Source organism: Tenacibaculum sp. AHE14PA (assembly GCF_019278465.1).
GTDB lineage: Bacteria > Bacteroidota > Bacteroidia > Flavobacteriales > Flavobacteriaceae > Polaribacter > Polaribacter bernardetii.
Map to the genome: position 1 here is coordinate 1,011,933 of NZ_CP058983.1, position 12,883 is coordinate 1,024,815.

Annotated in this window: 11 protein-coding genes; 6 read left to right on the forward strand and 5 right to left on the reverse strand. The window is 31.1% G+C overall.

Annotated features, from left to right (window positions below):
• The first annotated feature begins 37 nt into the window (after window positions 1–37).
• Window positions 38–2,491, forward strand: coding sequence for a thiamine pyrophosphate-dependent enzyme (locus tag H0I30_RS04595; RefSeq protein ID WP_218773133.1), 2,454 nt, complete (start codon window positions 38–40; stop codon window positions 2,489–2,491).
• A 132-nt stretch (window positions 2,492–2,623) separates the two neighbouring features.
• The gene (locus tag H0I30_RS04600; protein WP_218773134.1) at window positions 2,624–5,059 is read left to right on the forward strand and encodes a zinc-dependent metalloprotease; all 2,436 of its coding nucleotides are present in this window, start codon (window positions 2,624–2,626) and stop codon (window positions 5,057–5,059) included.
• Window positions 5,060–5,108: 49 nt separating this feature from the next.
• Here the strand turns inward: H0I30_RS04600 and H0I30_RS04605 are convergent, their stop codons facing one another.
• A complete protein-coding gene (locus H0I30_RS04605) occupies window positions 5,109–6,380 on the reverse strand; it encodes a DUF2851 family protein (RefSeq protein WP_218773135.1) in 1,272 nt (423 codons plus the stop codon).
• A gap of 244 nt (window positions 6,381–6,624) precedes the next feature.
• Here H0I30_RS04605 and H0I30_RS04610 point away from each other — a divergent pair, with 244 nt between their 5' ends.
• The 3 genes from H0I30_RS04610 to H0I30_RS04620 all read left to right on the forward strand — a co-directional run bounded on the left by H0I30_RS04610 (window position 6,625) and on the right by H0I30_RS04620 (window position 8,961).
• Window positions 6,625–7,254 (forward strand): NAD(P)H-dependent oxidoreductase, encoded by a 630-nt coding sequence (locus H0I30_RS04610; RefSeq protein WP_218773136.1) that lies wholly within the window; start codon window positions 6,625–6,627, stop codon window positions 7,252–7,254.
• Window positions 7,255–7,373: 119 nt separating this feature from the next.
• Entirely contained in the window at window positions 7,374–8,810 is a 1,437-nt protein-coding gene (locus tag H0I30_RS04615; protein WP_218773137.1) for a sodium:solute symporter, read from the forward strand.
• Complete coding sequence (locus H0I30_RS04620; protein WP_218773138.1) at window positions 8,803–8,961, forward strand: hypothetical protein; 159 nt, start codon at window positions 8,803–8,805, stop codon at window positions 8,959–8,961. Before H0I30_RS04615 ends, H0I30_RS04620 begins: the two co-directional genes overlap by 8 nt.
• An 81-nt stretch (window positions 8,962–9,042) precedes the next feature.
• Here H0I30_RS04620 and H0I30_RS04625 read toward each other — a convergent pair whose 3' ends face one another.
• The 3 genes from H0I30_RS04625 to H0I30_RS04635 form a co-directional block, all read right to left on the reverse strand.
• Window positions 9,043–9,300, reverse strand: a complete 258-nt coding sequence (locus H0I30_RS04625) for a hypothetical protein (RefSeq protein ID WP_218773139.1) — start codon at window positions 9,298–9,300, stop codon at window positions 9,043–9,045.
• Between the two features lie 81 nt (window positions 9,301–9,381).
• A complete protein-coding gene (locus H0I30_RS04630) occupies window positions 9,382–9,690 on the reverse strand; it encodes a co-chaperone YbbN (protein ID WP_218773140.1) in 309 nt (102 codons plus the stop codon).
• Between the two features lie 77 nt (window positions 9,691–9,767).
• Window positions 9,768–10,409: a peroxiredoxin gene (locus H0I30_RS04635; protein ID WP_218773141.1), complete on the reverse strand. Its 642-nt coding sequence runs from the start codon at window positions 10,407–10,409 to the stop codon at window positions 9,768–9,770.
• A gap of 265 nt (window positions 10,410–10,674) precedes the next feature.
• Here H0I30_RS04635 and H0I30_RS04640 point away from each other — a divergent pair, with 265 nt between their 5' ends.
• Window positions 10,675–11,244 (forward strand): hypothetical protein, encoded by a 570-nt coding sequence (locus tag H0I30_RS04640; protein WP_218773142.1) that lies wholly within the window; start codon window positions 10,675–10,677, stop codon window positions 11,242–11,244.
• On the opposite strand, the gene H0I30_RS04645 is transcribed toward H0I30_RS04640, so the two are convergent.
• On the reverse strand, window positions 11,241–12,776 hold the full coding sequence (locus tag H0I30_RS04645; RefSeq protein ID WP_218773143.1) for a GH3 auxin-responsive promoter family protein: 1,536 nt from the start codon (window positions 12,774–12,776) through the stop codon (window positions 11,241–11,243). The two genes, H0I30_RS04640 and H0I30_RS04645, sit on opposite strands and share 4 nt — an antisense overlap.
• Between the last annotated feature and the right edge of the window lie 107 nt (window positions 12,777–12,883).

The window sequence follows — 12,883 nt, forward strand, 5'->3', positions numbered from 1 at the left end:
AAAACTATCTTTGTAAGCACACCAAAACCAGAAGATAATGAAGCAAAAGACCGAAATAGCTAACACTCAACAACTTTCTTTTAAAGATTTTAAAAATGAAGTTTTAAACGACTATCGAATTGCACGCTTAAGTAGAGAATGTAGTTTATTAGGACGTAGAGAAGTTTTAACAGGTAAAGCAAAATTCGGAATTTTTGGTGACGGTAAAGAAGTACCACAATTAGCGATGGCTAAAGCTTTTCAGAATGGAGATTTTAGATCTGGTTATTACCGTGATCAAACCTTTATGATGGCAATTAACCAATTAACTCCTCAACAATTTTTTGCTGGATTATATGGTCATACAAATATAGATGCCGAGCCAATGTCTGCTGGTCGTCAAATGGGAGGACATTTTGCTACACATTCTTTAGATGAAAACGGAGATTGGAAAAACTTAACTGCTCAGAAAAATTCTTCTGCAGATATTTCTCCAACCGCAGGTCAAATGCCACGTTTATTAGGTTTAGCACAAGCTTCTAAAATTTACCGTAATGTAGATGGTTTAGAAGGTTTTACTGATTTTTCTAATAAAGGTAATGAGGTTGCTTGGGGTACAATTGGTAACGCAAGTACTTCTGAAGGTTTATTCTTCGAAACTATTAATGCTGCTGGTGTGTTGCAAGTACCAATGGTAATGAATGTTTGGGATGATGAATACGGAATCTCAGTACACGCAAAACATCAAACGACAAAAGAAAGTATTTCTGAAATTTTAAAAGGATTTCAAAAAGAAAGCGATACAAACGGTTACGAAATTTTTGTTGTAAACGGATGGGATTATGTACAATTAATTGATGTTTATAACAAAGCTTCAAAAATTGCAAGAGAACAACATATACCTGTTTTAATTCATGTAAAAGAATTAACACAACCACAAGGACACTCTACTTCTGGTTCTCACGAAAGGTATAAATCTGCAGAGCGTTTACAGTGGGAACAAGAATTTGATTGTCTTGCTCAGATGCGTAAATGGATTTTAGAATTCGAATTACAAAATGAAGACGGAACTACTTTAAAATTTATTGATTCTGAAGAGGATTTAATAAAAATAGAAAAAGAAACTAAAAAAGAAGTTAGCAAAGCAAAACGTGATGCTTGGAGTGCTTACACAAATGAAATAAAAGAAGAAGTTGCTGCTGCTGTAGATTTACTAGAAAAAGTAGCTCAAAAAAGTAACAATGCTTCATTTATCAATAAATATAAAAATGATTTATCGGCGATTACTGAACCTATCAGAAAAGATATTTTGGTTGCTGCCCGTAAAACATTACGTTACTTAAAGGATGAAGATTTTGCAGAAAAAACAACACTTCAAAACTTTATTAAAGCATCTATAGATAATGCTGCTGTAAAATTTTCTGCTCACCTATTAAGTGAAACAGCATTAGCTACAGAAAAAATTACTGCTGAAACACCAACATATGCTGCTGAGAAAAACTTAGTAGATGCACGTGTTATTATGCGTGATAATTTTGATGCTATCTTTAATAAATACCCAGAAGCTTTAATTTTCGGAGAAGATGCTGGATATATTGGTGATGTAAATCAAGGTTTAGAAGGTTTGCAAGAAAAATATGGCGAACTAAGAGTTTCTGATACAGGTATTCGTGAAGCTACAATTCTAGGTCAAGGTATTGGAATGGCAATGCGTGGTTTACGTCCAATTGCTGAAATTCAGTATTTAGATTATCTATTATACGCTTTACAAATTATGAGCGACGACTTGGCAACACTTCGTTACCGTACTTTTGGTAAACAAAAAGCACCGTTAATTATTCGTACTCGTGGTCACCGACTAGAAGGTATTTGGCATTCTGGTTCGCCAATGGGTGGAATTATAAATAATATTCGCGGAATTCATGTTTTGGTTCCAAGAAACATGACCAAAGCTGCCGGGTTCTATAACACTTTATTAGAAGGTGATGATCCTGCTTTAGTAGTAGAATGTTTAAACGGATACCGTTTAAAAGAAGAATTACCTACCAATTTAGGAGAATTTAAAACGCCAATTGGTGTTGTTGAAACAATAAAAGAAGGAACAGATATTACTGTAATGTCTTACGGTTCTACGCTTAGAATTGTAGAAGAAGCTGCTAAAGAATTAGCACAAGTAGGTATCGATATCGAAATTGTAGATGCACAAAGTTTATTACCTTTTGATTTAAATCACGATACAGTAAAGTCGGTTGCTAAAACAAATCGTTTATTAGTAGTTGATGAAGATGTACCAGGTGGAGCTTCTGCTTATTTATTACAAGAAATTGTAGAAAATCAAAATGGATACAAACACTTAGATAGTAAACCACAAACCTTAACTGCAAAAGCACACAGGCCTGCTTATGGTACAGACGGAGATTACTTCTCTAAACCATCTGCTGAAGATATTTTTGAGAAAGTATACGAGATTATGAATGAAGCAAATCCTGCTAAATTTAAAAGCTTGTACTAAGCATAATATTACAATAATCATTAAAAATCCCAAACGTAAATGTTTGGGATTTTTTTTAACAAAACAATAAGTTTAAAAGTTCTACCTTTTTGGTATTTTAGTAAATTTTATATTAAAAACTCAACACAAACAATGAAAAAACTACTAATATTATCTTTATTATTAGCATTTGTTTTTCCTTCAGAAATAAATGCGCAAAGACGAAAATCAAAGAATAAAAAAGAAACTTCAACCGAGAAATCTAAACCTAAAAATAAGACAAAAAAATACTCTGATTTTGTGAAAAAAGACACAAAATCTGACGAAGGTTTATTTAAAGTTCATGAAAACGACGGAGAATACTTTTATGAAATTCCGAAAAGTTTATTTGGAAAAGAAATGCTTTTAGTAAGTCGAATTAAAGAATTGCCTTCAAATTTTGGAGGAGGTTATATAAATGCTGGTTCAAAAACAAACGAACAAGTTGTCGTTTGGGAGCAATTTAAAAAGAAAATCCTCCTAAAAATAAAATCTTATAATGCCATTGCAAACGATTCTTTACCAATTTACAAATCGGTAAAATCAAACAATTTAGAACCTATTTTATATGCGTTTGATATCAAAACAGAAAGCAAAGATTCTTCTGCTGTTTTAATTAACGTTACTAGATTTTTCTCTTCAGATGTTAAAGCAATTAGCGGAATAGGAAGTAGATCAAGAACCCAATACAAAGTAAAAAAATTGGATAGCAAAAGAAGCTTTATCAATACCATAAAAAGTTATCCTAAAAATATTGAAGTTATACAAGATTTTACTTTTGATGCAAGTAAACCACCTTCAAACAGAAATGCAGGTACCATTAGTATCAGAATGAATCAGTCAATGATTTTACTACCAGAAAAACCTATGACACCGCGTTTATTTGACAAACGTGTTGGGTATTTTACTGTTGGAACAGTAGATTATAATTCAGAAAAATTAAAAGCAGATAGTAAAAGGTATATTAGCCGCTGGAGGTTAGAACCAAAAGATAAAGAAGCTTACGCAAGAGGAGAATTGGTTGAACCTATTAAACCAATTGTGTATTATTTAGATCCGGCAACGCCAAAAAAATTACGCAAATACATAAAACAAGGTGTAGATGATTGGGCTGGAGTTTTTGAAACTGCTGGATTTAAAAATGCTATTATGGCGAAGATGCCACCGAGCAAGGAAGAAGACCCAGAATTTAGCATGGAAGATATTAGATATTCTTCAATAAGATATGTGGCAAGTACTACAAGAAATGCCGTTGGGCCAAGTGTTTCTGATCCTCGTTCTGGTGAAATTATTGAAAGTGATATTATTTGGTATCACAATCATTTACGTTCATACAGAAACAGGTATTTATTAGAAACTGGTGCTGCAAATCCTTCTGCTAGAACCTTAGATACTCCTGATGAAGAAATTGGAGAAATGATGCGAATGGTTATTGCGCACGAAATTGGTCATGCATTAGGTTTACCTCATAATATGGCCGCAAGTTATGCATACCCAACAGAATCTTTACGAGATGGTGATTTTACTCAAAAAAACGGAATCGCAGCAACTATTATGGATTATGCTCGTTATAATTACGTAGCACAACCTGAAGATAAAAACATTCGTTTTATTCGTCAGTTAGGACCTTATGATCATTACTCAATTAATTGGGGATACCGTGTAATTCCTACTGCTACGACTCCTAAAGACGAAGTAAAAACTTTAGATAAATGGATTGATGAAAAAGCAGGTGATCCTATTTATAAATTTGGCTATCAACGTAGGGGTGGATTTGACCCTGCTTCACAAACTGAAGGTATTGGAAACGATTTAATAAAAGCAAGTACTTACGGAATTAAAAACCTAAAAATCGTTGCTACAAATTTACCTGAATGGACCTCTGACCAAACTAATGATTATACCGATTTAAATGAGTTATACGGAGAATTATTAAGCGTTTGGAATCGTTATATAAACCATGTAGTTGGTAATATTGGTGGTGTTTTTGAAGACAACAAAAAACCTAATCAACAAGGTAATGTGTATTCGGTATTAGCAAAAAGCAAACAAAAAAAATCGTTAAATTGGTTATTAAAAAACACCTTCACCACACCAAATTGGTTATTAGATAAAAATATTTTAGCAAACATTAATCACACGGGCTATGTTGAAAGAATGGGGCGTTTACAAAATCGTCATTTAAGTAGTTTATTGAGTGAATCCCGCTTACAAAGAATGACTAATTCGGAAGTTACTAGTGATGATTTTTATGCTGCAGCAGATATGGTTAAAGATCTTAGAAAAGGTGTTTTTTCAGAAGCTAATTCAACTAAAAACGTAACTGTTTATAGAAGAAATTTACAAAAGAATTTTATTGACAGACTAGGTATTTTACTAAATAGCAAAAGTGCTAAAAACTCTGATATTTCTTCAATTTCTCGCGGTGAGTTAACTTCTTTAAAGTATTTAACAAACAATGCTAGTAAAAGAGCTGTAAATAGTATTACAAAATACCATTACATAGACTGTATCGCGAAGATTGATGCAATTTTAAACCCTAAAAAATAATAGTATCTCGAGCAATCTTTAACTATCGACTCCGCTCGATATAACATTATTACTTTCTTAACAAACTAGTACCTATTGCGCATTGTAAACAACGTTTCTTTGCGCAATAGTTGTTTTTAAGCTCTAATAAAGCCTGACTTTCAAAAGCATTTTTAGCTGTAATATTTAAATCTGAAAACTTAGTTATTATTGAGTTTCTCTCTGGCTTTATTTGTTGCATCAATTTAAAAAAACCGTCACTATTTACTTCTCCTCTAATTTGTTCGTTCACAAACTTTAACGGCAAAACAGTGTTTACCAACAATAAATCTATAAATGATTTTGTGAGTTTTTTTGCTGATTTTTTTGATTCGGTTTCAAACGTATAATGTGTCTTCCAAAAATCAGCTATTGCTACTGAAAACAAATCATAAAAATCTTCTAGTTTATTTAACTCCATCAATTTAGAAAACAAATTTTGATATTTAAAAAACAACGCTACTAACTGTGCTATTCGAATAGTAGGAAAATTTGTTGGTCGCATTCTAAAAAATTGAAATAAACTATTAGAAATTGGCAGTAACTTATATTTATGCTTTAAATATGCATACTCGTTTTTTAATTGAATAAAATACGAATCTTCCACTTCACTCTCTAAAAATCCTGCTTGACCGAATAATAAAGCTGACAATTGGAATTCATTAAAACGGACTTTTTTTAAAATTGAAAACTCAAACGATTGCGCTAACTGTAAAAAAGCTTCTCCATTAATTTTCAATCCAAAATTTTTAGCTAATAACTGAAATAAAACACTCTCGAAATCATTATTTGATTTCACTAATAACTCTTTTATTAATACCGCCTTGTTTTCTAATCGCTCAAAATACAATCGCTCTAACCAATTACTCATCAAAAAAGAATCTACTTCATTAATTTGTTGCTCACACGGAATCCAACGAAGTTGTTTAGAAAATAACGATTGATAATTATTAAGTACGTTTTTATCAATTAAACCATGCAACTCAAGAGTTGGTAATGGCTTATTATTTTTCATAAAAACAGCTGAATCATGTTGCCAAACTACATGTAAAATTACGGCATCATAGTTTTTATCTTCTTCGTGTTTGTGTAAATACCAATCAGATGAGTTGATGTGAATTTCAACATTCCCAATCCATAATTGATTATTTATTTTAAGATGTGCGTTTAAAAAATCTGGTCCAGTATTTGTGTTATGAATACCAGATTTAATTATTTGAATCGTTTCGTTAGCTACAGATTTTAAGCTGTTTGAAGGAAACAACTTATTTTGCCATAAAAAGTGTAGAAAATCTTCTTTCATAATCCGGAGTTAGCAATTATTTTTTGACCATTAAGATATAAAAATATTACGAAATCACTTTTTATCAGTAATTTAAATCTCTCTATAAAAGTATTAATCAGAGAAAAAGCAACTTATTCTACTTTAACAGTTTTAGAGTAAAACAAAATCAAAGATTAAATTTATTGGCTCATCAATTTTTATAATAATCAAATAGTTGTTTTTATTAAAAGCTATTGTAATTTTGTAATCTAAATAAATTAGAATGAACAGTATAGAAAATTTAAAATGGCGTTATGCTGTTAAAAAATTCGACGAAAATAAATCACTTTCAGAAGTACAAATAAACATTTTAAAAGAAGCTTTTAATTTAACAGCTACTTCATACGGATTGCAACCAATTAAAATGGTTGTAATTCAAAACAAAGAAATTCAAGAGCAACTAGTTGTTCATTCATGGAATCAGCCACAAGTATTGCAAGCGTCACATGTATTGGTTTTATGTATTCCGAAAGAATACACTACTAATGATATTGATTCTTATTTTTCATTGGTAAAAAACATCAGAAATACTCCTGATAAAATTTTAAATCCGTTTAAAGAAATGTTGAGTTCTTCAATAGCTAGCAAAAAGCAAGAAGAATTAACTATTTGGAACAAAAATCAAGCATACATTGCCTTGGGTAATTTAATGACTGTTGCGGCAAACGAGCAAATAGACTCTTGCCCAATGGAAGGTTTTATTCCTGAAAAATATGATGAGATTTTAGGTTTAGACAAACATAATTTAACATCTGTTTTAGTATTGCCTGTTGGTTTTAGAGCGGAAGACGATTATATGAAAGATCTAAAAAAGGTTCGTAAAAATATAGAAGACGTAATTATAGAAATGTAATCTTAAAATAAATGAACGGAATTGAAATCTTTCAATTCCGTTCATTTAAAATTTATTAAACCCTTTGCATTTAATTTACAATTACAATTTAGTACATTCGTAATTCATAATTAAACCGTATGCAACCACTACACATAATACTCCTTATTCTTGCCTATTTTGGGGTACTAATTCTTATTTCTTACATCACTGGTAAATCGGCAAACAATAATACTTTTTTTAAAGCAGATAATTCTTCTCCTTGGTATTTAGTTGCCTTTGGTATGATTGGCGCTTCTTTATCGGGTGTAACTTTTATTTCTGTTCCTGGTTGGATTGAAGGACAGCAAATGAGCTATATGCAAATGGTATTGGGTTATGTTGTTGGTTATGCTGTTATTGGTTTGATATTACTCCCGTTATATTACCGACTAAACCTTACTTCTATCTACACCTATTTAGAAGATCGTTTTGGTAGATATTCCTATAAAACCGGAGCTTCTTTTTTCTTACTATCAAGAACTGTAGGTGCTGCTTTTCGATTATTTTTAGTAGCCAATGTATTGCAATTAATTTTGTTTGATGCATACGGAATTCCGTTTTGGGTAACCGTAACCATTACTATTTTATTAATTTGGTTATACACTTTTAAAGGAGGAATAAAAACGATTGTTTGGACAGATACCTTGCAAACTTTATTTATGCTAATCGCCGTAGGAGTTTGCATTGTTACCATTAAAGATGAAATGCAAATAGAAAGCTTAACCTCTTATATATCCGAAAATAAATTATCTAAAATGTTCTTTTTTGATGATTGGAAATCTGGAAATTACTTTTGGAATCGCTTCTTCTCAGGTGCATTTATAGCTATTGTAATGACAGGTTTAGATCAGGACATGATGCAAAAAAACTTAACATGTCGTAACTTAAAAGATGCACAAAAAAATATGTTTTGGTTTACGCTTGTGTTAGTAATTGTAAACTTTTTCTTTTTAGCATTGGGTGTTTTATTAACCGATTATGCTACTACAAACGAAATTAACGCACACAAAGATCAATTATTTCCAACGATTGCCATGAGTGGCGAGTTAGGCTTAGCAACTTCTTTATTCTTTTTACTAGGATTAATAGCTGCCGCTTATTCAAGTGCCGATAGCGCATTAACTTCTTTAACAACTTCTTTTAGTATTGATATTTTAGAAATTGATAAAAAAGAAAAAAATCAAGAAAGAACACGAAAAAAAATACATATCTTATTCTCAATCATATTAATTGCAACAATTTTAGTTTTTAAATATTTTATTGCTGATGCCAGCGTGATTGCTAAAATATTTCAGTTTGCAGGTTATACTTATGGGCCATTATTAGGTTTATATGCCTTCGGGTTATTTACCAAGCTAAATGTAAAAGACAAGTTAGTTCCTGCTATTTGCATTGCATCGCCAATACTTACTTATTTGATAAGTATTTTTAGCAAGTCGCAATTAAATTTCGACTTCGGATTCTTTGTATTAGTATTAAACGGATTTATTACTTTCTTCGGATTGTTAGCTATAAAAAAATCTAAAAATGCCTAAAAAAGGAAAAGCAAAAAACACTGTTAATAAAGCCAAACATACGCGCTTAATGAAACAGAAAGAGAGCAAGGTAAAACTCGAAAAACAACGAAATAAAGAGCGTTTAAAAGCGCTTGTAAAAAAGATGAACGAACAAAAAGAAACGGAATAGCTTTATTTGTTTCAAGCAATACTTCAACAAAAAAATCCCGAGTGTTTAACGCTCGGGATTTTTAGTATATAAATCTTAAAACTATTTATCAATTGATCCTAAAACACGTTTCATAAAATTATTTAACGCTTCTTTTTTAGGGGTACCATCTTTAATCATTTTATCAACTTCAATAGCACCATACATATTAGATATCAACTCACCAATAACATCTAACTCTTCATCTTTTAATGACGAAACTTCTGTTAAGGCCTCTAATGTTTCAATCGTTTCTAGTATATAATCCTGATCGTTTTCTTCAATAAATGAAGTTAAGTGTTTTATAATTGGTAATTTCATAATTTTTTTCTGTTTTTTCAGGTCTAGCAAAGTTGAGACCTTATTATTATAGTATCGCTACTTTGCGCAGGCTGATAGAAATTATATTACTTCGTTTACTAAATCTTTTAACACATCAAACTTATTGGTTTGTGCTTGGTTTACAAACTTACCATCTACAAAAGTGGCAAAAGTTGGTAAATTACTTACATCTGCCAATTGCCTGCTTTCAGGAAATTTTTCTGCATCAACAATTACAAAAACCATTGCTTCATTTTCAGAAGCTAATTTCTTAAATTTTGGTTTCATAATACGACAATTACCACACCAAGTTGCCGAAAACTGTACCGCTACTTTTTTATTGTTTGCTACTAAATCTGCTAAATTATCTTGACTTAATTCTTGTACCATAGTTTTATTTTATTAAAAAGGAGTTCGTGTATTTCATCCCCCAATTAGTACACGAACGTGCTCCTTTCTTAGTATTATTAGTTTGCTGCTAAATACTCAGCTGTTCCTTTTGCGTTTGGCTTCATTGCTGTTTTACCTTCTTCCCAGTTTGCAGGACATACTTCTCCATTTTTCTGAACGTGAGCATAAGCATCAATTAAACGTAAAAATTCATTTACATTACGACCTACTGGCATGTGGTTAATTCCTTCATGAAAAACAGTTCCTTCTTCATCAATTAAATAAGTAGCTCTATATGTTACATTATCTCCAACAACTTGTACTGTTTGAGTTGCTTCATCAAAAACCTCATCAGAAATATCTAAAATCCCTAAGATTGATGATAAATTACGATTACTATCTGCTAAAATTGGGTATGTAACACCTTCAATTCCTCCGTTATCTTTTGATTGATTTAACCATGCAAAGTGAACTTCTGGAGTATCACAAGAGGCACCAATTACAATTGTATTTCTTTTTTCAAATTCTCCTAATGCTGCCTGAAAAGCATGTAACTCGGTAGGACAAACAAAAGTAAAGTCTTTTGGATACCAGAATAACAATACTTTTTTCTTGTTATTTACTGCTTCTTCTAAAACATTTATTTTGAACGTATCTCCCATTTCGTTCATTGCATCTACATTTAAATCTGGAAATTTTTTACCTACTGCTGTTGCCATTTTTATATTTTTTTATTGATTATTATTCATTTTAACGAGTACAAATATACCAAGCAAAACAAGTAGAACAGAAAAAAATTGATGCTAATTTTTTATATTTATATCAATTTTACTTATACCTAACAGTTACAGTTATTACTTTATACTATTTCAAGTTTTTAGCTTATCTTTTTAAATATATAAGCTAAAAGAGTTAATTATAGTTTTATATACGTTAATTTAACTGTAGTTTTTCTATTATTTTTGATGCAACTTAATTATACCTATGAGCAATTTAAAAAACAAAACAATTCCTAAAGAAATTTTAACCAAGGTTACAAAAGCACTTTCGTACTTTCCTTCTTTAGAAAACATACCTATTACTTTTAAATTTAAAAAGGACATTAAAAAATCGACTATGCAAGCGCAACCTGAGTTTTTAACCGTTTTATTCGGAAAAAAACCAAGGCATTATGTTATTTTCATCAGCGAAAAATTTAAAATCTCAGGTACCGAATTAAGAACAAGAGATATTCCTTATGATGTGTTTGTTGGTTGGATTGGTCATGAACTTGGGCATATTATGGATTATGAAGAAATGAGTAATTCTCAATTAATATGGTTTGGTTTTAAATATATCCTTCTCGAAAAACACATTATTAACGCCGAAAGAAAAGCGGATCATTTTGCTGTTCAGCAAGGAATGGAAGATTATATTATGAAAACTAAAAACTTCATTTTAAATCATGCCGATATAACACAAACATATAAAAACAGAATGAAGCGTTATTATTTATCTCCAGAAGAAATTATGCAACTAGTTAACGATCGTGATAATGTTACTTTAAAACCTTAAGCTTTTAAAGCTTCTTTTACAAAGGCTTCCCACTCTGTAAATTTCTCACTTCCCATAACTCTCTCCATTTTTACTTGACCTCCTTTTTTCTTATTTCTCTCGCTCCAACTATGAAAAATAGCAGCAGGTATTATATTCACTTTTACCCCTTCTAAAGCTTTACTTCTCGCTACTTTGTAATTTTTATTTGCTTCTTTTAAAAATGTGTCTAATTTTTCAGCAACTAGCGATTCATCTTCTTTTAAATCTGTTCCGATATACCAAGTATGATAAAACTCATCATCTTTATGTCGTTTTGCACAAATAGTATATTCTGTTATTTGTGTATTAAACTGCTCTTCTAAATGCTTCATTCCTGCATCCATTTTATTAACAGATAATTGCGACCCAACCGTGTTTAAGAAAAACTTAGTTCGACCTGTAATTTTAATTTCTGCTCTTTCAACATCCGTGAATTCAATTGTATCACCAATAAGATATCTCCACAAACCACTTACCGTACTTATTATTAAAACATAATCTTGATTTAATTCTACATCTTTTAAGCCAACAGAAGGTGCGTCATCTTTTAACGATCCGTCCGAGAGTATATACTCGGGTTTAAAAGGAACAAATTCAAAATAAATACCTTCATTTGTATTTAACTGCATTGCGTCTGTTTCTGGTCTTACTTGTGTTGCAATATATCCTTCGGATGCTAAATAGGTATCTATCACCGTAACTTCTTTTCCTAATAAAGCTTTAAAACTTTTTTCATATGGGCCGAACGCCACACCTCCTGAAGTATAGACTTGAAGGTTTGGCCATATTTCGTGAATATTATTTAGGTTGTGATATGCTATTACTTTTTGCAACATTAATTCTATCCAAGAAGGAATACCGCTTAAAGCACCAATATCCCATTTTTCTGCATCTTCAGCAATTTTTTGTACACGTGTATCCCAGTCTCCAATTTTAGCAATATCTTCACCTGGCTTATAATAACTTTTGAACCAAAACGGAATATTACTTGCAGTTATACCGCTTATTTCACCTTCTTCTTTGTCATCTTTTCGTTGATTTAAATCGGTAGAACTACCCAACATCATAATTTCTTTCTCAAAAAAATCAGAAGGCAAATCGAAGTTTTTAAGAGCCAACACTTGTTTAATTCCAGATTGTCTTATAGCTTCTAACATTTCGTTAGTAACAGGTATCCTTTTACTTTCTGATCCTGTTGTACCTGAACTTAACGCAAAATAATCTGGACTATTAGGCCATGTTACATTTTCTTGTCCTTCATGTAACTTAAACCACCACTCTTTATTCATTGTGTCATAATCAAAATAAGGAACTTCTTTAGCAAACGGAACTGCTAATTGTGGTGTTTTTAAGATCTCTTCAAATTTATATTGCTTACCAAACTGTGTATTTTTAGCTGTAGTTAATAAGTCATTTAAAACCTTTTCTTGATTTTCTATATGATTATCACTCTTTACTAATACGTTTGCCATATCAATAATTCCTTTTATAATACCTCCTAAAACTGCCATAAACCTTAATTTTTATCAAAAATAAGCAAGAAAAAGCATTAAACAGCATAAAAATAGCTATTGAGTTAACATTAATATTTTTTGAGTCAAGCCTTGCTTCTCTTCTC

What these genes read in the sequence shown, in the direction of transcription:
- H0I30_RS04595 (WP_218773133.1), top strand. Translation starts at nt 38, where the DNA reads ATGAAGCAAAAGACCGAAATAGCTAACACTCAACAACTTTCTTTTAAA.
- H0I30_RS04600 (WP_218773134.1), top strand. Translation starts at nt 2,624, where the DNA reads ATGAAAAAACTACTAATATTATCTTTATTATTAGCATTTGTTTTTCCT.
- H0I30_RS04605 (WP_218773135.1), bottom strand. Translation starts at nt 6,380, where the DNA reads ATGAAAGAAGATTTTCTACACTTTTTATGGCAAAATAAGTTGTTTCCT.
- H0I30_RS04610 (WP_218773136.1), top strand. Translation starts at nt 6,625, where the DNA reads ATGAACAGTATAGAAAATTTAAAATGGCGTTATGCTGTTAAAAAATTC.
- H0I30_RS04615 (WP_218773137.1), top strand. Translation starts at nt 7,374, where the DNA reads ATGCAACCACTACACATAATACTCCTTATTCTTGCCTATTTTGGGGTA.
- H0I30_RS04620 (WP_218773138.1), top strand. Translation starts at nt 8,803, where the DNA reads ATGCCTAAAAAAGGAAAAGCAAAAAACACTGTTAATAAAGCCAAACAT.
- H0I30_RS04625 (WP_218773139.1), bottom strand. Translation starts at nt 9,300, where the DNA reads ATGAAATTACCAATTATAAAACACTTAACTTCATTTATTGAAGAAAAC.
- H0I30_RS04630 (WP_218773140.1), bottom strand. Translation starts at nt 9,690, where the DNA reads ATGGTACAAGAATTAAGTCAAGATAATTTAGCAGATTTAGTAGCAAAC.
- H0I30_RS04635 (WP_218773141.1), bottom strand. Translation starts at nt 10,409, where the DNA reads ATGGCAACAGCAGTAGGTAAAAAATTTCCAGATTTAAATGTAGATGCA.
- H0I30_RS04640 (WP_218773142.1), top strand. Translation starts at nt 10,675, where the DNA reads ATGAGCAATTTAAAAAACAAAACAATTCCTAAAGAAATTTTAACCAAG.
- H0I30_RS04645 (WP_218773143.1), bottom strand. Translation starts at nt 12,776, where the DNA reads ATGGCAGTTTTAGGAGGTATTATAAAAGGAATTATTGATATGGCAAAC.